The sequence below is a fragment of the Clostridioides sp. LIBA-2809 genome, assembly GCF_056688965.1.
This window is the reverse complement of the sequence record NZ_CP197004.1, coordinates 1,111,475-1,134,497: the sequence shown is the minus strand read 5'-3', so window position 1 is coordinate 1,134,497 and position 23,023 is coordinate 1,111,475. Positions and strand designations below refer to the sequence as shown.

The 23,023-nt window shown below is 28.5% G+C and carries 18 protein-coding genes and 1 rRNA gene; all 19 read right to left on the bottom strand.

The window, feature by feature from the left end; genetic code table 11:
- Positions 1-237: 237 nt before the first annotated feature.
- Positions 238-1,740: ribosomal RNA gene (locus tag ACTG44_RS05495) — 16S ribosomal RNA — on the bottom strand.
- 241 nt (positions 1,741-1,981) lie between these two features.
- On the bottom strand, positions 1,982-2,956 hold the full coding sequence (locus ACTG44_RS05490; RefSeq protein WP_479921440.1) for a glycoside hydrolase family 73 protein: 975 nt from the start codon (positions 2,954-2,956) through the stop codon (positions 1,982-1,984).
- 116 nt (positions 2,957-3,072) lie between these two features.
- A complete protein-coding gene (gene wecB / locus ACTG44_RS05485; RefSeq protein WP_479921439.1) occupies positions 3,073-4,197 on the bottom strand; it encodes a non-hydrolyzing UDP-N-acetylglucosamine 2-epimerase in 1,125 nt (374 codons plus the stop codon).
- 60 nt (positions 4,198-4,257) lie between these two features.
- Positions 4,258-5,343, bottom strand: a complete 1,086-nt coding sequence (locus ACTG44_RS05480; protein WP_021383756.1) for a glycoside hydrolase family 113 — start codon at positions 5,341-5,343, stop codon at positions 4,258-4,260.
- A 36-nt stretch (positions 5,344-5,379) separates the two neighbouring features.
- Positions 5,380-7,461, bottom strand: coding sequence for a cellulose biosynthesis cyclic di-GMP-binding regulatory protein BcsB (locus ACTG44_RS05475; RefSeq protein WP_479921438.1), 2,082 nt, complete (start codon positions 7,459-7,461; stop codon positions 5,380-5,382).
- Positions 7,462-7,483: 22 nt separating this feature from the next.
- Positions 7,484-8,740, bottom strand: coding sequence for a glycosyltransferase family 2 protein (locus ACTG44_RS05470; protein ID WP_479921437.1), 1,257 nt, complete (start codon positions 8,738-8,740; stop codon positions 7,484-7,486).
- Between the two features lie 48 nt (positions 8,741-8,788).
- A complete protein-coding gene (locus ACTG44_RS05465; protein ID WP_479921436.1) occupies positions 8,789-10,450 on the bottom strand; it encodes a DUF2334 domain-containing protein in 1,662 nt (553 codons plus the stop codon).
- The gene (locus tag ACTG44_RS05460) at positions 10,443-11,291 is read right to left on the bottom strand and encodes a diguanylate cyclase domain-containing protein (RefSeq protein ID WP_021383776.1); all 849 of its coding nucleotides are present in this window, start codon (positions 11,289-11,291) and stop codon (positions 10,443-10,445) included. Before ACTG44_RS05460 ends, ACTG44_RS05465 begins: the two co-directional genes overlap by 8 nt.
- Positions 11,292-11,646: 355 nt before the next feature.
- Complete coding sequence (locus ACTG44_RS05455) at positions 11,647-12,699, bottom strand: ABC transporter substrate-binding protein (RefSeq protein ID WP_479918340.1); 1,053 nt, start codon at positions 12,697-12,699, stop codon at positions 11,647-11,649.
- A complete protein-coding gene (locus ACTG44_RS05450; protein WP_003432155.1) occupies positions 12,699-13,373 on the bottom strand; it encodes an ABC transporter permease in 675 nt (224 codons plus the stop codon). The genes ACTG44_RS05455 and ACTG44_RS05450 overlap by 1 nt, the downstream gene beginning before the upstream one ends.
- A 104-nt stretch (positions 13,374-13,477) precedes the next feature.
- Positions 13,478-14,314, bottom strand: coding sequence for an ABC transporter permease (locus tag ACTG44_RS05445; RefSeq protein WP_021383784.1), 837 nt, complete (start codon positions 14,312-14,314; stop codon positions 13,478-13,480).
- A gap of 1 nt (position 14,315) precedes the next feature.
- Complete coding sequence (gene potA, locus ACTG44_RS05440; RefSeq protein WP_021383779.1) at positions 14,316-15,359, bottom strand: spermidine/putrescine ABC transporter ATP-binding protein; 1,044 nt, start codon at positions 15,357-15,359, stop codon at positions 14,316-14,318.
- A gap of 18 nt (positions 15,360-15,377) precedes the next feature.
- The gene (locus tag ACTG44_RS05435) at positions 15,378-15,917 is read right to left on the bottom strand and encodes a helix-turn-helix domain-containing protein (protein ID WP_021383760.1); all 540 of its coding nucleotides are present in this window, start codon (positions 15,915-15,917) and stop codon (positions 15,378-15,380) included.
- Positions 15,918-16,349: 432 nt separating this feature from the next.
- Positions 16,350-17,039, bottom strand: coding sequence for a YczE/YyaS/YitT family protein (locus ACTG44_RS05430; protein ID WP_021383736.1), 690 nt, complete (start codon positions 17,037-17,039; stop codon positions 16,350-16,352).
- 331 nt (positions 17,040-17,370) lie between these two features.
- Positions 17,371-18,036, bottom strand: coding sequence for an amino acid ABC transporter permease (locus ACTG44_RS05425; protein ID WP_021383742.1), 666 nt, complete (start codon positions 18,034-18,036; stop codon positions 17,371-17,373).
- 9 nt (positions 18,037-18,045) lie between these two features.
- Positions 18,046-18,846 (bottom strand): transporter substrate-binding domain-containing protein, encoded by an 801-nt coding sequence (locus ACTG44_RS05420; protein WP_479918338.1) that lies wholly within the window; start codon positions 18,844-18,846, stop codon positions 18,046-18,048.
- A gap of 418 nt (positions 18,847-19,264) precedes the next feature.
- Complete coding sequence (locus ACTG44_RS05415) at positions 19,265-21,205, bottom strand: CotH kinase family protein (RefSeq protein WP_479921435.1); 1,941 nt, start codon at positions 21,203-21,205, stop codon at positions 19,265-19,267.
- Between the two features lie 16 nt (positions 21,206-21,221).
- Positions 21,222-21,896, bottom strand: coding sequence for a DUF4956 domain-containing protein (locus ACTG44_RS05410; RefSeq protein WP_021383793.1), 675 nt, complete (start codon positions 21,894-21,896; stop codon positions 21,222-21,224).
- A 77-nt stretch (positions 21,897-21,973) separates the two neighbouring features.
- Positions 21,974-22,663: a polyphosphate polymerase domain-containing protein gene (locus ACTG44_RS05405; protein ID WP_021383737.1), complete on the bottom strand. Its 690-nt coding sequence runs from the start codon at positions 22,661-22,663 to the stop codon at positions 21,974-21,976.
- Positions 22,664-23,023: the final 360 nt, after the last annotated feature.

The window sequence follows — 23,023 nt, the reverse complement described above, 5'->3', positions numbered from 1 at the left end:
TAAAAAGGTTTGATAGATTAAAGTCTATCAACTTGATAATTTTTAAAAGTTATCAGCTTTATATATTACAAATTAGATGTCATATCACTAAATATATATGCAGTTTTTAAGGTGCTAACGCACGTCGCCAACAAACAAACTTCGCATGTGCTCAGCTTATTCTGTTGCTTAAAGTGCTAATTTTGAGTATTCGTAAAAACGAACCCTCAAAATTAAACAGTAGGCAATTCTCCTTAGAAAGGAGGTGATCCAGCCGCACCTTCCGATACGGCTACCTTGTTACGACTTCACCCCAGTTATTGATTCCACCTTCGACGACTTCTTCCAAAAGGTTAGATAATCGGCTTCGGGCGTCTCCAACTCCCGTGGTGTGACGGGCGGTGTGTACAAGACCCGGGAACGCATTCACCGCAGCATTCTGATCTGCGATTACTAGTAACTCCAGCTTCATGTAGGCGAGTTTCAGCCTACAATCCGAACTGAGAGTAGCTTTAAGGGATTAGCTCCACCTTACGGCTTGGCAACCCTCTGTACTACCCATTGTAGCACGTGTGTAGCCCTAAGCATAAGGGGCATGATGATTTGACGTCATCCCCACCTTCCTCCAGGTTATCCCTGGCAGTCTCTCTAGAGTGCCCAACTTAATGATGGCAACTAAAGACAAGGGTTACGCTCGTTGCGGGACTTAACCCAACATCTCACGACACGAGCTGACGACAACCATGCACCACCTGTCACCAATGTCCCCGAAGGGAAGTCTCCGATTAAGGAGATGTCATTGGGATGTCAAGCTTAGGTAAGGTTCTTCGCGTTGCTTCGAATTAAACCACATGCTCCGCTACTTGTGCGGGTCCCCGTCAATTCCTTTGAGTTTCACTCTTGCGAGCGTACTTCCCAGGCGGAGTACTTAATGCGTTAGCTGCGGCACCGAGGGGGGTAACCCCCGACACCTAGTACTCATCGTTTACAGCGTGGACTACCAGGGTATCTAATCCTGTTTGCTCCCCACGCTTTCGTGCCTCAGCGTCAGTTACAGTCCAGAGAGCCGCCTTCGCAACTGGTGTTCCTCCTAATATCTACGCATTTCACCGCTACACTAGGAATTCCACTCTCCTCTCCTGCACTCAAGTCTCCCAGTTTCAAGAGCTTACTACGGTTGAGCCGTAGCCTTTCACTCCTGACTTGAAAGACCGCCTACGCACCCTTTACGCCCAGTAAATCCGGATAACGCTAGCCCCCTACGTATTACCGCGGCTGCTGGCACGTAGTTAGCCGGGGCTTCCTCCTCAAGTACCGTCATTATCTTCCTTGAGGACAGAGTTTTACGACCCGAAGGCCTTCATCACTCACGCGGCGTTGCTGCATCAGGCTTTCGCCCATTGTGCAATATTCCCCACTGCTGCCTCCCGTAGGAGTTTGGACCGTGTCTCAGTTCCAATGTGGCCGATCACCCTCTCAGGTCGGCTACTGATCGTCGCCTTGGTAAGCCGTTACCTTACCAACTAGCTAATCAGACGCGGGTCCATCCTGTACTGGCTCACCTTTGATATTTAAGAGATGCCTCTCAAATATGTTATCCCGTATTAGCATACCTTTCGGTATGTTATCCGTGTGTACAGGGTAGGTTACCCACGCGTTACTCACCCGTCCGCCGCTCTTTACCGAAGTAAATCGCTCAACTTGCATGTGTTAGGCACGCCGCCAGCGTTCATCCTGAGCCAGGATCAAACTCTCAAATAAAAGTTTATCAGGCTCAGATACTATTGTTATCAAAATATCTGGCTTTATGGTTTGTTTCTTGTTTTATAAATTAACCTACTGTTTAATTTTCAAAGTTCATTTTGTTCTCTTTCGAGTACAGTAATAATAATATCACCTTTTAAATAACAAGTCAATACATTTTTTTAGTTTTTTTTACAAATTTTCTATTCTTTTGTAGAAACTAATATTATCCTGTTATGACTTTGTATGAAGTTAATAATTACTTTGTTTCTACTTTATTATCTATAAGTTGCAAATTGTAACTTCTAATGACTTCTATTAATAGTTCTGCATATATGCGATTTCCTTTTTTATCTTCAGCTGTACTATATCCTGCATTTTCCAATGCTTGTGCTTGACTGATATAATCTTTTGCTTCAAATAAACCATGTTTTCTATATCTTTTATTATTAGCTAAAAATAAACTATGGTCTTTAACAGAATCTTGTATTGAATTATATGACCTGAAATTTGCTACAATTTTATCATTATAGTTTTCTGAAGTTGAAATTTCTACCTTTTTTCCTTTCCATGCTTTATCTGCTTTTATTCCAAATAAATTGTTGCTCTGTTTTGTGAGTTTAGAATTTCCCCATCCAGATTCTAATATAGCTTGTCCTATTGTGATAGATGGCAGTATTCCATAGTCAATGTATTCTCTTATAGCTGAGTCTTCTAATTTTTTTATAAACTTAATTTTTTCATCACTATTATTTAATTCTTTATTTCCAAGATATGTGTATTCTAAATCCTTCATATATTTTTTTGCTCTACCTTTTTGAGAAGAGTCAAATTTCAGTTCACTTAATACTTTAGTGAATTTTTTTACCTTATACACTTTCTCTCCTTTATCGTTTTTATCCTCTACTATAAATCTTTCACCTATATTCAATGTGTCTTTCTTTTTTATATTACTTAAATCTTCATTATGTATTACCATATCTATAGCAAGCAACGCCTTCCAACTTAATTGAACTTTCCCATCACCAGCTTCATCAGCTACATCCATATAGTATTCAATTTTAGTACTTTTTATATCTCTTACTTTATATAATTCCTCAAAATATTTTGTTATGTTAAAAACAGCAATTATACTTGCTATTATGCATACAGTAATAAAAATTTTTTTAAATAGAAGCTTTATTCTCTTTACACTTTTATTTCTACCTAAGTTTTTTATGGTTTTTCTACCCATATTACTCCCCCTTAAAAATGGTATTCCTTATGTTATCACAAATTTTATATAAATGGATAATAGTTTTAACCTTTTCCACTATAAATTCTATAAATTTTATATTAAATAACTAAAAACTAATTTAAATATTTGTAATTAAATTTTTTCATTATTATGTCCACTATATATTTACTTGCATTTCCATCCCCATATGGATTAGATGCTTTACTCATCTGAATATAGCTCCCTTTATTTACTAATAAATTACTTACTGAATTATATATTTTTTCTTCATTTGTACCTACTAATTTAAGTGTCTTAGCCTCAATCCCCTCAGTTCTTTCTGTTTTATCACGCAATACAAGAACTGGTTTACCTAATGATGGAGCTTCTTCTTGTATTCCTCCACTATCAGTCATTATCATATATGATTTATTTAAAAAATTATGAAAATCAACTACTTCTAAAGGCTCTATAATATGAATTCTGTTAGGTGATTTTCCAAATACTTCATCAGCTATATTACGTATTTCAGGATTTAAATGTATGGGATATACTATCTGTACATCTTCAAAGCTATCTACTATTCGTTTTACAGCTTTGAATATATTTTTCATAGGATTTCCTAAGTTTTCTCTTCTGTGAGAAGTTAATAAAATCATCCTATCATTACCAATCTTATCAATTATAGGATGATTGTAGTCTTCTTTTATTGTCATCTTTAACGCATCAATTGCAGTATTGCCAGTTACAAATATATTATTTTTAAGCTTTCCTTCAGAAATTAAGTTTTTTCTAGCCAAACTAGTAGGAGCAAAGTGTATATCAGCAATAATACCTGTAAGTTGTCTATTTAATTCCTCTGGAAATGGAGAATATTTATCATAGGTTCTAAGTCCAGCTTCTATGTGACCAACAAAAATTTTACTATAAAATGCAGTCAAACTAGTAGCTAGAGTTGTGGTTGTATCTCCATGCACTAATATTATATTTGGATTTTCCTTATTTATAATTAATGGAAGTTCATTTAAAATTTTGCATGTTATATCGTTTAAACTTTGTCCTTTTTTCATTATATCCAAATCATAGTCTACATTTATGTTAAATGTCTCTATAACTTGGTCAAGCATTTCTCTATGTTGAGCTGTAACACACACAATACTTTTTATATGCTCTCTTTCTTCAAGTTCTTTTATCAAAGGTGCCACTTTGATAGCTTCAGGTCTAGTACCAAACACAGTCATAACCTTGATGTCATTCATTTGTATCTCTCCTAATCATCCATTTTAATTTATGCAAATACTAATATTTACATAATAAAACTATTCATACCAAGACTTAATAATCTTTATACTCTCCTTTGATGGGTAAAAATTTTTTTCTTCATCTATTTTACCTACACAAAACACAGAAAAGCCCTTTATCCAATCTTCATTTTCAAAAACCTTTTTATATGCCTCAAAGCATCTTGCTTGCTCTTCACCATTTATAACTTTTGAAGGAATATGATTCCAAGGTTGAGAACTCGCATTTTCTCTATTTGAAAAACCTAGTTCTCCAAAAAATATTGGTTTTCTATGAACCTTATAAAGATTATATATTTCTTCTTTTATATTTTGTCCTCTATTATTTACAGTAGATGAATATAGTGCAGAAACCAATTCATCCACTGTATTAACAGATTTATTACTTAATTCAAAATATGCTGCTATAGATATAAAATCTAATTTATCAAAAAAGTTATTATTTAGCTTTTCTTCATAAGACAATTTACTATTTAAATCATCTTTTTTTGTATACCACCAATTAGTCCTGTATGTTATAAGACCATCAAATTTTGATTGTACAAAATCTATTATCTCACTCCAATTTTTCTGATATTCCTCTAAATGTACAAAATTAGAACCTATATTCAAAACATTTACATCTAGAGGATTTGCCACATCTATTATAAGTTCATTTAATATAGTATTTTGCCATGTATAAAAAAATCTTTCTTTATTTCTAGGATTCCAGTCAGTCTCATATAACTTGCCATTTTCTATCCATGGATATGCTTCTAATATTGTTGAAACACCTTTTTTATTTAGTTTTTTTATCAACTTAATTGCTTTTTCTTTACTGGTATTATCTATTGACATAATATCAGAATTAATTTCATCTACATTTATAATTATAGGTACATTTACTGTATTCAATCCTAGTTTATCTATATCCTTCATAACTTGCTTTATTTCATAGTCTACAGATAAATTGGCTGATTTAATCTTACCATTATATTGATTCTTTATTAAACTTTTTTCTTTTAATTCTATGCTTATAAAGTAAATTATAAATATAAAAATTAAAACCATCACTGAGATTAAAACATTTCTTTTTAATTTAAATTTATTTACATGTTTATTCAAATTATATACCTCTTTTAAAATAATAGATTTATCATTTTATCTTCTTTTATACTTTTTTATATATAACATTGACAATACTGCTCCTACAATTATAATAATAAAAGAAATCATTAAAAATACTTTAGTAGTCTTACTAATACTGATGTTACTGTTTGAATCTTTTACTTCCTTATTAATTTTTAAATTATAAGCTAAATCTTCTACCTCTCCATATTCATCAACTGTTAATGTATCTCCTTTTAAATCATTAACTTTACTTTTATTCAATAAATAATCCATACCTAAATATAAATTTTTTTCATTTATTGAACTAATTGCCATGATATCCTTTTGATTATTATAAGGTGATTTTATTAATTGAATTGCACAAATATTTTTTCCATAATTATCAATAAAACTTATCTTATCATTTGATAAAAAGTTGGAGTAACTTTTATTAAACTTTATGTTTAAATTATTGTTTAACATCTTTATAACAGAATTATTAAATGGTACTCCAAAAACTATAATATTGGTATCCTTATATTTCTCATTAAATTCTTTTCCTCTAATTACATTTATATTTCCTTTATATGAATTTATATTTGCACCTAAATTAACCCCTAATCTAGACATCCAAGTCATAGCTTGTGATCCTGAATAATCTGGCATTATCACAGTTAAATCATTAAACTCATCATCTTTAACAAATGGATATGGATAACTTTCAAAGGACAAAGCCTCATTTTCTTTTGTAGATAACTCCAAATAAGAACTATTTAATACATATGCCCAAGGATTATTACTTTCTCTTGTAATACAATTCGAATTTTTTATACTCAAATTAAAAGCTAACTTAACTTGATAGTAATTTTTATTATCTATATCTTTAGGTATTTTTAGTTCTAACTTATCATTATTAGAATGTGACCTATCCAATTTTTTACTTCCCACAACAACATCATTTATAGACACTGTAAGCAACGATTTTTCAAAGTCCAAATTATCAGAGTACCTTAAATTTAATACAATTTTTGAACCATTATCTAATACTTTGCCCTTTGGTATTTTAACATCAAACAAAGCTTGTTGACTAAATGCACCTTCTAACAAAAAATCTGAATATCCTAAATCTTTTAATGTCAAATGAGCTAAGTTTAGTTCTTGTTGTTCATTAATTTTTATATTAGTATCTTTGTTTACAAGTACTGATGACGATAGTACTTGACTAGAAATTTTATTTTCTACTAATAAATTTGATGCTTTTATTAAATAATCTTCATTACTACCAATTATCACTATCATCTTTTTATTCTTATTGTAAGGTGAATCTACTTGCTTAATTATGCAATTTGAAGATAAGAGGGTTTGTTCTTTTGTACTTAAAATATTCAAAATTTCTTCTGCTGTATTTTCAGGTTTACCTATATATATAATATTATCTTCTGACCAATTTTTCATTTCTGAAAATAGTTTAACATCAAGTCTTAAATCATCATTTTGTGTTATTTTTCCAAATTCTGAAGCTAGATTGAATACAGCTGTGGATTCTCCTCTAGTCATATTGTCTGGAACTACTATAGTTGTATCTAAGTTAAGCTTATCTTCAATTTCTGCATATGGATATGGATATTCATTTATCAAATTTCCCATATTTTTCTGCTTATATCTAATTGATGTATATGATTCTTTATGAATAACCATCCAATTTCCAGTATTAGAATCATCCTGACAAATTTCATCAGATATTGTTTTATATGCTTTTATTTTTATTTCATTATAACCTTCTATTATATAATCTTTTGGTACTAGTACTTCTAGTGTATTTTTATAATTTGTTTTAGCGTTTAATTTAATAGATTTTATTGGTACATTATTTATTAAAACAGTTAAACTTGAAACATCTCCATTTAATATTTGACTTTTACTAAAACTAAGATGTAATAAAACTTCATCAATATCCCAATTTTTATTTACCTCAAAAAAAGTACTATTACTTCCTATAACACCATCAATAGTGATGTCTCTTTCAAACTTATAGTTTTTAACTTTCGTCTCATCAGCCTTTACTTCATCTACAATTGCTATATTTGAAAAAAACAATACTAGAGATATAATTGATATAATAAATTTTTTCATGCTAGTTCCTCCTGTACATGAATCAAAATCTTTCTGTTTTATACCATTTAACTTCTCTTTTAAAAATTATATCTTTTAAATACTCTATCATTCCTTTTATAGCTACAAATAGCCATAATTGGGAGTATGTAAAATACATGATTGCAACTATGAATATATTTTCAAATGTTGATTCACCTTTTTCTATACTCAGACTTATACTCACCTCTATGATAAATAAAAGATATGATAGTATCCATATTAGAAAAAAGTTAATTGGAATTGAAATCTCTATTAGTTTAGATATACTTAAAACAAATAAAATATCTGATATGATGACAGATGTTAAGAATAAAAAATATACAGAAAAAAAGTATGCTATATCAAATACAATTTTATTTTTTCCCTGTTTAAATATATTTTTTATATATTTCATTAAGACATATATATTACCCTTTGCCCATCTGGTACGTTGCTTTATCCATACCTTAACAGTTTCTGGTTCTTGTTCCCATGTTATAGACTGTGGTACAAGCTTTATCTTATACCCCAATTTATATATCCTAAAGCTAATTTCTGTATCTTCTGCAATTGCTTTACTATCCCATCCTCCAATTTCTTCTATGATACTTTTTCTCAATATAAAGTTAGTTCCTGGTATTGTACACAGATTAAATAATTGCCATCTACCAGCTTGTGACATCCATTGAAAGCTTAGCGTTTCTATGTTTATGAATTTTGTTAATAGATTTTTATTTTTATTTCGAGTTCTAAATTTTCCAATAACAGCACCTAATTCATCGTCCATTACTATTGTTTGTATTAAATATCTAAGTGCATTTCTGTCCGGTGTGTTATCTGCATCATAAACAGCTATAAACTCTCCTTTAGAAATGGTATATCCAATATTCAATGCATTTGATTTTCCTTTTCCTCCAGTTAAATTATCTGTATTTATTATGGTAAAATTATAATTATTATACTTATTTTTTATGCTTTCTAAAATTTCTTTACTATTATCAGATGAGTTATCATTTATAACAATAAGTTCCATTTTATCCTTAGGATAATTAAGTAATAGTAAAGATTCCACAGTTTTACCTATTACTTTAGCTTCATTATGAGCAGGAACAAGTATTGATACCATAGGATATTCATCAATTTTTTTTACTTCTTTATCAAAATTTTTAAAATAAAATATATAACCACCCATAGCTAAAATAATATTTATAAGCAATAAAGACCATATACTAAATAAACTAAATATAAATAAATACTCTGATATATTTAAATCTCTCATAAATTTCTCCTAAAAGTTTTTAAAACATTGATTCTAATATAAAATCACTTATTTTAAAAATTTCTTTTTATCTATTTTTTTAAAATATATAAATATAATCACAAATGTTAAAACACTTACAGATACTATTAATATCAAAATTTTGCTAATATTGGATATGGACTTAAATTTAATATCACTTTCAGTATTTTCTTCTAATTTTCTATCATAAGTTACTCTAATTTCATCTCCAACATTTCTTATTTGTATTTCGTCAACTTTTACCCAATTATCAAAATCTCTTAAATCCATAAAATCTATATCTTGTTTTTCTAGATATTCTATTGCGTATTTTAAATACTCTATATCTAAATATGAATGAAAAAAGAATCCTCCACTAAAACCTCTAACAATAGATATTTTATCTAAATTTTCTTTTATATTTTGAAAAGTAAAATTATCTTTTGGGTCTATATATCCTAAATTTTCAGGTATAAGTATATTAAACTCTTCTGTATCCCGAATAACATAAGGATATGTATTTGTACTAAATTTTTTATCATTATTTTGATGTTGACCTACATAAGTAGAAAAATATTTTTTTAACTCTCTGTATCCTTCCGATTCTATTGCATAATGTGGTGCTTCAAACGCAAGAGGATAAATTCCATTTTCTATACATATTCTAAGACCACTCAACACCCTATTTTTTACAAATATTTTCATGTCTTCCTTTAAAGGTGCATCCCTTTCTCCATCCCAAAATTCGTACCCTTCTCCAGAAACTGCTTCTTTTTTATATTGATGAGTATATCCATGTAATATCACTGTCCCCCCCTTATCTTGCATATATTTTATTGCTTTTACAATCTCAGGGCTTTCTGATAAAGTAGTTATTTTATGATTCTTAGGATTTACATAAGCTGGTATCAGTGCAATTGTAAATGGTATATTCTTGTCACTTAAATAATCAGCTATCTTTACAAGGTCCTCTGGGTCTCTGAAAGCATGTACATCTTCTATTCTTACAAATAGACTTCCCTTATCAAACTCTTTAATATTAAAAATATCGTTCAATGAATCACAGAATATATAAAATAAAACACCATCCAAATCCAATTTTGATACATAGAAAAGATTTTTATCATTTATTATATATGGATACTTGTTTAATGTATCATCAATCCTTCCTATCACTTTATTACTTGTATCTTTTGATTTTATAAGGTTAAATAAATAGTGTTCATCCAAATTGTATGATTTCCCCTTATAATTTACATTAACTATATTATTTGTTTTTCCCAAATACTCTAAATTATACTTTTTATATTCCAAAAGATTTTCTATACCATACCCCAACCAACATATATTGCCTTTATATGAATCCAATGAACTAAGTAAATATTTAGTTTTTTTGTCATTACTATATGAATTTTCATTAATTCCTATAATAAACACATGACTATAATAATTTTTATTTATTTCATCATCATAGTTACTTAATTTTAATGATTCAATATCTGAACTAAATCTTCCCAATAGAGTCCTCATAATTTTTAAAATATCTCTATTGTAAGCTGTTTCTTTCTTAGAATCATATATGATTAAGACCTTATTTTTATTAGAAGTAATTTCTGATGCATATGAAGATAGGTTAAAATTTAATATTATTAATACTATTGATAATATCATTACTAGTTTTGATAAACTCTTATTAAATATTTTAAACATCGTATTGTAGTTCCTCTTCAACCATATTCTTAAAATTTATACTATCTCCAAAGCTGTCTTTATACTCTAAAAATGCAATTTTAATGTCTATATTTACATACTTTCCTTTATTGTTTAAATCTAAATTTAGCTCTCTTATCCTTTTATTTATTCTGTCTTTAACAACTTTTGAACCTTCCAGGGATGTATTTGGCATTAATATTCCTATCATATCTTTTTGTAAACTATAGATTATATCCTCATTTCTTGTACAGTCTATAATACTAGAACTGATATGTTTTACTATTTTATTAGTTTTATTTTCTCCAAATATTGTCTGTAGATTTCCGTAGTATGGCAATTTTACTATCATAAGAGAAAAATTAGTATTATGTCTAGTAGATTTACTTATCTCCATATTTACATCATTATAAAAAATCTTTAAATTTCTAAGTCCAGTTTCTCTATCAATAGTCACTAATTCTTTATATTGTTCAGATAACTTTATGTTCGTATCTTGTAATTCATTTATATTTTTATTTAAAGTACCTATTATAATTGAAGATATAGGTATTGCTATTATCCACATATATGATATAAATTCAACATCTATATTGTGAGTAATATTGTTATATAAAATATAGGATGTATATATAAATATAGTTATCGAACTTGTTATCAATCCTACTACTGAGTTTGATAAATAAGTTAACATTATTATGAAAAAAATTACTGCAAGCATTATAAATACATTCAATTTATTTTCTGTTCTAATAGATAATATTACTATTCCAACAATTAAAAACATAAAAACTAGTAAACTCAATATTAATAAATCTATTTTTTTATTTATCCTATTCATTTTTATAAATTTACACCTCCAATTATTCTATTAAGTTGCCCATTTTTTCTAATTATTATTAAAGTCATTATACAAATAAGCTTTTCACTTACTTAAATCTTATTTAAATTGTATGTGAACATAGTTTAATAAAAAAACAAGCAAACACTTGACATTAAAGTCATATATTTGCTTGTTTTTATGAGTGTTATTACAAAACTAGTAATCAACTAAACTTATTGAATTTTAAATTATTATAAAAATAAATTCAAAAAAAGTATATAATATGAGCAAAAAATAAAACTGTTCAATAATTAGAAAATTAATTTCTAAAAAGAACAGTTTTATTAAGTAAATATAATTAATCACCAAAACTCTATTTTGACTTTAATTCTATCCAAGCCTTATCATATAACTTTATGTTTTCACCAATATCTTCAAAAGTCTCACATTTACTAAGGACTTCTTTAGACGGATATGCAACAGGATTATTAGTTATTTCTGGGTCTAATAATTTTAGTGCTCCTGTATTAGGTGTCGAATATCCAATATATTCAGCATTTATTTTTGCATTTTCTGGGTCTAATAAAAAGTTTATAAACAATTCAGCTTCTTTTTTATTTTGTGCAGTTGTAGGTACACACATAGCATCTACCCATTTATTAGTACCTTCTTTAGGTATAGCGTAATCAAGGTCAGGGTTTTGGTCCATCAATGTAACTGCATCTCCAGAATACAACATACCCATTGCTACTTCTCCACCAAGTAGTCTATCCTTACCTTCATCATTTACATAGGCTAATACCAAGTCTTTTTGTTTCATTAAAAGATTTTTCGCTTCATTTATTTCTTTTGGATTTACACTATTCATACTATATCCTAATTTTTTAAGAGTTATTCCTATAGTATCTCTAACAGAATCAAACATCATTATATTGCCCTTATACTTTGGATTCCAAAGTATATTCCAGCTATCTATAGGTTCTTTAACTTCTTTTTTATTGTACAATATTCCAAGAGTTCCCCACATATATGCAACACTATATTCATTAGTTTCATCGTATACAGGATTTAAAAAACTCTTATCTAAATACTTCATATTAGGTATATTTTTAAAATCTAGCTTTTCCAAAAGACCTTCATTTTTCATTTTTTCTACCATATAGTCTGAAGGAAAGACTAAATCGTAGTGTGTACTACCACTCTTTACTTTTTGATACATCATTTCATTAGTATCATAAGTCGAATATTGAACATCTATCCCCGTTTCTTCTTCAAACTTATCTATAAGAGATTCATCTATATAATCTCCAACATTATATACATTTAAAACTTTTGTAGAATCAGTTGCTTTATTACATCCTGTAAATAGAGTAACTGTCATCACACCTACAGCTATAAGGGCTATTACTTTTTTAAACTTAATCATTATTTAGTCCCCCTTACTATAGATTCTTTTTTGTTAGCTAATAAAAGTAATCCTAAAACCACTGCAAACATTATTGTTGATAATGCATTTATTTCAGGTTTTATACCTCTTCTAGCCATTCCATAGATTTCTATAGAAAGATTACTTACACCATTTCCAGCATTAAAGAAACTTATTATAAAGTCATCTATTGACATAGTAAATGCAATTAAAAATCCAGAAACTATACCTGGCTTTATTTGTGGTAAAATTACCTTTCTAAGAGCATATATAGGTGTTGCTCCTAAGTCCATAGCTGCATCTTCTATATTATCAGGCAATTGCTTCATTTTTGGTAAAACTGAAAGTATAACGTATGGCAAACAAAACATTATATGTGCCAATAGCATTGTTGTAAATCCAAATTCCATTTTTACAAATACAAACAGACTCATAAGAGCTACTGCTGTAACTATCTCTGTATTTAAAATAGGAAGATAGTTTACATTTAGTATTAGTTTTTTGCTCTTACCTCTCATCTTATGTATTCCTATAGCACTTATAGTTCCTACTATTGTAGATATTACAGATGCTAATATAGCTATTACGATAGTATAATATAAAGCACTCATTATACTCTCATTTTGAAGTAATTGACCATACCACTTCCATGTAAATCCATTCCATCTTGCCATTGATTTTGAATCATTGAAAGAAAATAGTACTAAGGCAAATATGGGTGCATATAAAAACAAGAATACTAATGCTAAATATATATTAGAAGTTATTTTCTTTAATTTTAAAATAGTAACCCACCGCCTTCTTTGTCAGACTCATCTCCAAATTTTGACATTATAGACATCGATATCAATATTACTATCATCATAAATATCGATATTGCTGAGCCAAAGTTCCAATCTCCAACAACTGTAAATTGTTGTTCAATCAAATCTCCAACTAGCATTATTTTACCTCCACCTAACAGTCTTGATATTGCAAAAGTAGTAACTGCTGGCATAAATACCATAGTTATTCCAGACATTACACCTGGTAAACTCAAAGGAAATATAATTTTTCTAAATACTGTCATATTATTTGCACCTAAGTCATGAGCAGCATTTATCAAATCATTATCCATCTTTGATAGTGCAGTGTATATTGGAAGAACCATGAATGGTAAAAAGTTATATACCATACCTAAAAGTATAGCAAAATTAGTATACAAAATTGCTAATGGCTGTATTCCAAACCAACCTAAAAATGTATTTAAAAGTCCATTTTTTCCTAATATAGCAACCCATGCATAAGTTCTTAAAAGAAAATTCATCCACATAGGAAGAATAAATAATAATATTAATGAACCTCTTCTACTTACATGAGCTTTTGAAATTATATACGCCACTGGATAACCAACTACAAGGCATATCAATGTCGCTCCTCCTGCTAAAAGAATAGAACGAGCAAATACTTTAATATATATGGGGTCTATTACTTCTTTATAATTCTCAAGTGTAAATGCATAACCTCCACCTGATTCTTTTGTAAAACTGAAAAATACTACTAGTATTAAAGGAATTATTACAAATATCGCACTCCAAACTACATATGGATATGCTAAGAAAGATTTTCTCTTCATCTTAGTTATTCTCTTTTCTCATTATATGGATGTCTTCTGGATATATGTCCATACCTAGTTCTGTTCCAACCTCAGCATTTTTAGTATTATGAAGTATCCATAATCTGCCATTCTCATTTAATTCTATCTCGTAATGCACTCCTTTAAACACAGTAGATGTAACTTTCCCCTTTAACATTCCTTCTTCTGGCTTTACCATTTTTATATCTTCTGGTCTTATTACCACTTCTATATTTTCATTTTTTTCAAACCCTTTATCAACACATTCAAAATCCCTATTACAGAAATTTACTTTATAATCTTCTATCATAATTCCATCAAATATGTTACTTTCACCTATAAACTTAGCTACAAATGAGTTTTTAGGTTCATTGTATATATCCTGTGGTGTTCCCATTTGTTGTATCTTACCCTTATACATTACGACAATAGTGTCTGACATAGTAAGAGCTTCTTCTTGGTCATGAGTTACAAACACGAATGTTATTCCTAATTTTTTTTGAATTCTTTTTAATTCTATTTGCATTTCTTGTCTTAACTTTAAATCAAGTGCTCCAAGTGGCTCATCTAGTAACAGTACTTTTGGTTCATTAACTAGAGCTCTTGCTATTGCAATTCTCTGTTGCTGTCCTCCACTTAGTGAGTCAACTTGTCGTCTTTCAAAGCCTTCTAGTGCAACAAGTTTTAAAACCTCTTTCACTTTAGCATCTATTACATCTTTTGGAGTCTTTTTAATTTTTAGTCCAAAAGCTACATTTTCATACACATCCATATGTGGAAATAAAGCATATTTTTGGAATACTGTATTTACTTGTCTTTCATATGGTGGTAAATTGTTTATCTCTTTACCTTCAAATAAAACTTTACCATCATCAGCATACTCAAATCCTGCTATTATTTTTAATGTAGTAGTTTTTCCACATCCACTTGGTCCAAGTAAAGTTAAAAATTCATTTTTCTTTATATCTAAATTGAAATTATCTAAAACGGTAAGTTCTTCATAATGTTTAGATATATCTCTTAATTCTATTATATTTTCTACCAATTATTAAACACCTCTATTCTAAAATGATGGTGGCGTACTTACCCAAATCACTTTTGCTGTCGTTTTACCTTCGTTTGATATATAGTGATTTGCTCTTGGTCTAAAGTAAAAGCTTTCTCCTTTTTTTACCTTATTTTTCTTTTCGCCTATATGAACATATATCGAACCTGCTAATACATATCCAAATTCTTCGCCTTCATGTGGCTTTTCTTCTTTATATTGTCCTCCTGGATACAATGTTATTATTATTGGCTCCATTTCATTTTTTTGTGAGTTCGGAATTAGCCACTTCAGTTTATATTTTAAGTCTTCATCTTCCGTTTCAAACATATCCTCTTTTGTAAAACTAATTCTTTCGTCATCTATTTCATTAAAAAATTCCCTTAAATTCGTACCTAGTATTTCAAGTATATCTATAAGGGTAGCTATGGATGGTGATGTTAAGTTATTTTCTAATTGAGAAATAAATCCCTTTGACAATTCACATCTATTAGCTAACTCTTCCTGGGTCAGTTGTTTTTCTGTTCTTAATCTTTTTATCTTTTCACCTATATCCATGTTGCACCTCCTAGTTTCTGTTTTATTTTACTAAACATTTTGTTTACTAAACATTGAGTTTAAAATTTGTAAACAACATAGGTAATTATATATAAAATTTGGATATAATACAAGAGTTTTTTTGACATTTTTTTATTTTTTTATTTAGAATAGATGCAAGTATTTTAAAGGCTTTGGAAAATACACAATCTAAGGGTGTTTATATTAATATCTATAAAGTTTAGTATCCCTAATTATAAATTAATCAATTCATTAAATACATAATAAAACTTCTAAAACATAAAAAAGTGTTAAACAAATAAAAAATTGCTAGAAATCTATATTTTATAGATTTCTAGCAATCTTCATAGTTTAATATTCTTTTAATATCCAACGTTATATATATAATTTTAAATTTACAATATTTAACCTTTTATTAAGTTTATTGTTAAGTTACTTAGCTATATTTTGAGCAGTAGTTTTTTTATCTCCACTCATATATATCTTAATAAATTTTATATCATCTACTATAAATCTATGTTTAATCTTGCTACAATCCAATTTAAATAAACTAAATATTATCTGTGTAAAATAACCTAATCCAAATGCACTTATTATAGTTCCTATACCAACTTTTCCTCCTAGGAAAAATCCTACTATTAATGCTCCAACTTCTATAGTTCCTCTTATTAAGTTAAGTGATTTTCCAGTTTTCTTTTGAAGTGCAACCATCAGACCATCTCTAGGTCCACTTCCTAAACCACTTCCCATATAAAATACCATTCCAATAGCCAAAAGAATTAATCCTAATATTAACATAATTATTCCTACAAATAAACTATCAGCCTCTGGAATTAATTTACTATACAAAAGTAAATCCATAAAGAATCCAATTAATAGCATGTTAAAAACAGTTCCCCATCCTACATTCTCACCAAGAACAACATCAGCTATAACTACTATAGAGCCTACAATTATAGAGGCAGTCCCTATAGTTATTCCTATATGATTTGAAAGACCTTGATGAAATACATCCCAAGGAGATAAACCAAGGTTACAATTTATCGTCAGTACTATACCAACTGAACATATAAATAAACCTGCTACTAGCTTTAAAAATTTCCATAATACTTTTTGTAACAAAATCTACCCCTCCTAAACATAATTTAACTACTCACTTTAAAAATCAAAAGCCAGCAGTTCTCTTTTAAAAAATCTTACTTTATTAATTTTATAATACACTTCTATGATACATCATTTTATGCTAAATAACTACCATTTTATTACAATTTAGTTACAATTTTTAATTATTTTTTTATTATGGATTATCTAGTTTTAGCATTTCTAAAATTGCTTTCTATATTTTAAAAGTCTTTATTACTTTATTGCCCATAAATAAAACAATAAAATAGAAACCACTTAAATATAATAGGAAATTTTATTTAAATGGTTTCTATTTTATTATGTAATACTATTAATATGCAGAATTTAGTTTTGCTTCTATTTTCTTTTGAACAAGTCCAAATACAAATAATATAAACCAATATACAAATCCTGCAACTAAGAATGCTTCTAGATATTTATATTTACTACCACCATTATAATTTGCTGCTGCCATTATTTCTATTACCCCTATAGTAAAAGCTAATGAGGAACCTTTAATTAAATCTACAAAGTGATTAGATAATGCAGGAATAGCTACTCTTATAGCCTGTGGCATGACTATCCTTCTAAATATTTGTACATTTGTAAGTCCAATGGAAGCTCCTGCTTCATATTGTCCCTTATCTACAGAAGAAATTGCTCCTCTTATAGTCTCTGACATATATGCAGACATATTTACTGATAAAGCAATTATCATTGCAGTAAATGGAGACATATCTACAAGAGCTGGAATAGCTCTTGGTAATCCAAAATACAATGCATACAACTGAACTAACAGTGGTGTACCTCTAAAAATTGAGGTATAAACTTTAACAATTTCATTTAATATTTTAACTTTGTTATAGCTTATTAACGCCATTATAGTTGCTATTATTAAAGATAGTACTAGTGATATTAAAGCCATTATTATTGTTTCTTTAGATGCTATAAATATTTCTGGCAAAATGTTAAACATGAATGATACATCTAAGCTCATAAAATTCACCTATCTCTCAATTGTTATATCTTCTCCAAACCATTTTTTAGAGATTTCAGTAAGAGTTCCATCTTTTCTCATAGCCGTTATTGCATCATCAACCTTAGCTTTTAAAGCCTTTGATTCTTCATCTTTTCTAAATGGATACGCATTTATTTCTTCATAAATAGGTTCTCCAACAGATATGAAATTTGAACCCGCTTTTTTATTTCTAGCAGCTGTTGCAGAAACAGAAATTATCCTTGCGTCAGATCTCCCAAGTTCAAGACCTTCATATGAATCAGCTCCATCATTGAATACTAGTTCCATTGAATTATCTTTATTTTTTTCCTCCATTATTGCTCTTTCAGATGAATTTGCTCCAACTTCAACTTTTTTTCCTTTTAAATCTTCAAGAGTTTTTATCTTGTCTTTATCTTCTGGTCTAATAGTTATCATTAGAGGATTATAAGCATATGGTACTGTAAAATCATATACTTCTTCTCTTTCTGGTGTTATACTTATTTGTTGAGCTGCTGTATCTGCTTTACCACTGTCCACCATTCCAAGTAACCCACCTGTATCTCCATTATTTACTTCATACTTAATTTCAGAATCTAATCTTTTTCCAATTTCATTCCATATATCAATTTCAAAACCTTGCATTTTCCCGTCCTCTCTAAAATTAAACGGATAATACTTTGCTCCTGTGGCTACTGTAATAGTCTTTTTTTCTTCTTTTTTAGCCTCTTCTTTTGTTGAACAACCTATTGTTAATCCACAAATAACTAACCCTAATGTTAATAAGCTTAATGCTCTTTTCCAATACATTAAAATCCCTCCATACTTGATGATATTTTTATTTACATGAATTTAAACTTTATTTATATACCATGATTTAGTTTTATAATTTTTCAACTTACATGTAACCTTTTACTTTAATATAAGTTAAATTTAAAACATTCATTTTTATGGATATTTCTACAAAATATAAGTTTATTTTCCATTTACCCCAAAACAATCGTATTATACTTTTCATACTTTGTCTAATTGTTTTTTTCTATGCACTTTTTTAATAGAATTAAATTTTACTATATCTTCTTAAAATTATAAATGTACGAAATTACAACGATTATTAATCTAACACCCATAAGAAAATACTTTTTATTAAAAACAAAGATATTAAAATAAAAAAAATACTGTTAAGTAGATATTTACTTAACAGTATCAATATTATTTGTATCTTAATCTATTTTGACTTTATAAATCTTCTTCGGTTTATCTTTGATACACCTACTAGCATAACTGACATGATTATCATTGAAGCTCCACCTAAAATTAATTTAGAGTATGTTGTTGTTTTATTCATAGAGCCGTCTCCTTTATTACCAAAACCTCCAGCTTCCTTTGGATTTCCTTGACTTCTATCTATATTCATATCTCCATTTTTACCATTCATATCACCCTTATCCATATTTCCCATTCCTGGTGGTGTTTTACCATCCATACCTTCAGGTGGCTCTGGCATACCACCCATGTTCTCATCAGATTTTTCTGTGTCTTTACTTTCACTTGAACTATTATCATCAGAAGTTTCCTTAGTTGAAGAAGATTCTCCACTTAATTGAGCATTTATAGTTTTACTCATATTTTCTGCAACTTCTAAAACTCCTGGTATTGACTTTCCACCTTTGCCCATAGGTCCTCCTGACTTTTCATTAGTATCGTTTCCATCTTTATTGGTATTTGTATTATTCTCATTTTCACTATTATCTTTAGTATTATTTTGAGTATCATTATCCGTATTAGTTTTGACTTCGCTTAATGTTAATTCAGCATTAACTTCTTTTTCATTACTTTTGTTTTCAAAACTCTTATTTTCATTGTTAGAGTTATTATTGTTAGAATCATTGTTATTGGATTCATTGTTGTTAGAATCTTTATTATTAGAATCATTATTATTAAACTCTTTATCACCAAATCCCTTATTATCACTAGAATCTTCAATTGAAGATGTTATATTTTTCTCAAATTCTTCATAAGTATAAAATGCTGTTGGGTCTTCTTTTACATATGATGCTATCAAATCATGTAGTTTTGTTGTCATATTTTCTAGATAATCTGAATCCAAATACTTGGTTACTATTTCTTCTAGATATTCATGATACTTAGTTTTATATGTATCATTTTTTAATAATGCAGATATTAAAGGTCTATCTTCCAAATTACCCGTTGTAGGTTCATCAATAGCTATAGATTGACTACCTCCACCAAAACCACTAAATCCACCAAATGACATATTAAAATCCCATGGCAACATAGAAAACACTCCATCTTGTTCATATAAATAGTAATTATGAGCAAAACTACCTTGATAACTATCAAGATTTAATAAAGCTGTACTTATTGCTATATTTTTGAGGACAGAATCTACATCAAGATATTTTTCAATATCTTCACCTGTATCTAAAGATTTTAGTAGTTTTGTAACTTTAGACCAATCAGCTGTTTTTTTATCACTTTCAACGATTAGATTTGAGTAACTATCTGGGTCATCACCCTCATATTGTAATGAGGCTCCTTCATCTGATTTGTATAAGTCTCCAGTTACATCTCCAAAATTATTTTCAAGATACGATTCTTTTAATCCTTCTACTGCCAAATATAATCCATGATATTCACCATTTATAGAAACTTTAGCATATGCAAATTCTGGAGTAGCTAAGCCCATATCCTCACAGACACTATATGTTAAAAATTCTCTCATATAAGATGGGTCAGAATAACAGTTATTAAGGTTTAATTGAGTAAGACCTTCCATACTTTGACTAGTATTATATTTATCGAAATTAATCTTATAGCTATATCTATCACTATCACTATTTGCTACAGATGTAAGACTTGAATTTCCTTTAGTTCTTATACCAACGTTTCCATATACGTCTCCATTTACAGTTACTTTTGCAACTTTAAATTCTTCTTTTATAGCATTTTCATTCATGTCTTCCAAGTCACTTTCATCTATTTCTATATTAACTTCCATAACCTTGTCTCTGTCAAAATATTTTTCAATATATACATTGCTATATAAATCAACACCTTTACTACCATATGTACTGTAAACTCCAACTACTGCACATAAAAATATAATCATAATTGAGATAAGAAGGGTAAATTTTTTATCTTTCATAAAAGATTACTCCTCTCTATGCTACATAGTCACCATTATAACTTACAAGAACTGCATTAGTAACTCCATCTACTTGGCTTAAGTCATTTATAAGACTTGTTTCTCCATCCTTCATTCTTACTTCAAATACCAATTCTATACCTTTTTCTGGTGTAACACTTTTTGATTTTATTTGATACTTAGAAAATACTTTTTTAATTTTGTCAGTTGCAATATCCTCTGAATTTTCATTATTACAATTTACCATCAATATATATGGTGTTTCAGATATTGTTTTGTTTGAAAAGAATATTAGAATCAATCCCATGATTATTGAACCCATAACAGCCAATGGAATTAAACCTGCTCCTAAAACTATACCTGAACCTAATGACCAAAATAGAAATACCAAATCCATTGGGTCTTTGATTGCTGTTCTAAATCTTACTATAGATAAAGCACCAACCATACCTAGAGATAAAACTACATTTGATGTAACTGCCAATATTACGAAAGTTGTAAGCATTGTAAGTGCTACAAGTGACACATTAAATGGTCGAGAATACATAATCCCCATATATGTCTTTTTGTAAATCATATATATGAACAAACCTACTAAAAATGCTGAACCTAGAGCTAAAGCACTATCTATAAATGAAAAACCTGATACATTTTCTATAAAACTTGATTTAAAAATATCGTTAAATGTCATAACTAAAATCATCCTTCCTGTTTCTTAATTTTTTTATTTTATTTAAACACTTTTTACATAAAACTTAGATTCCATTCCTATATATACAGTCTACTTGATGCATACTTTGAAACTGCTGTAGAAGTGGTTTTATTAATCTGAACCAAATCTTTTATAAAATCTGGTATAAACTCATCATATTTAACTTCTAATACAGTCATATTTTCATCAATAACTGATACTGTTGGCAGTTCTTTATTGAACAAATCTATTGAATTTACAGAAGTTTTAATGTCACTATCGATTGTGACTCTTACATTTCCAAGCGGATAAACAAAAGCTTCTCTATCATAATCAACTATACTTTTTGCCTCCAATCTTTCACATTTTATTTTTAAGTAAAACTCTCTTAATAAGCAGTTTGTCGATTCTTTTAAAAACTCAATGTCATTTTTTAATATCTTCTCTACTTCTTTTTTAGTTAAACTAGCTGATAGCTTTGATGTCATATTATAATGTTTTATTTTCTTCTCCAACTTTATATAAGAAGGGTTATTGTTATAAAATCTTATTCTAAACTTTTCTCTCATTGCAACTCCATTTAACTTATCTAAAAGCGCTTTATCTTCAGGTGTATCAAAATACAAACTTCTGATAAGATACTTTCCATCTTTTGATGCGTTTCTATCTTTCTTCATTATTGGATAAAGTCTTGATTTTAAAGCTAGGACATCAGCTTCAGTTATTTTGTGTTTCATCTCAAATCTATAGTTTAACTTCTTATCCATTATTATCACCTCTCAATTCATTTAACTATGTTTGATTTATTTTATATTTAGAGTATACTTCACTTTACTTTGTTAAATCTCCGTAAAATAAGTGCATCTTTATGGCATATATGTGGCAAATAAGATTAGATAAAAAAATAAATGTGAATTTATTTATCTAATTTTTAATAATATCTTATATCTTCATCTGTAAATTAAATTTTATATAGTATTAGATTCTGTATAACTAACAAATAGTAGTTTTAGGAAGCAAAAAAAGAAGATGTTACTTATAGATAAATTAAATCTTTCAAATAAAAAATAAAATTTCTTATTCAAAATTATATAACCTATAGTTTCATCTTCTAAATTTATAATACT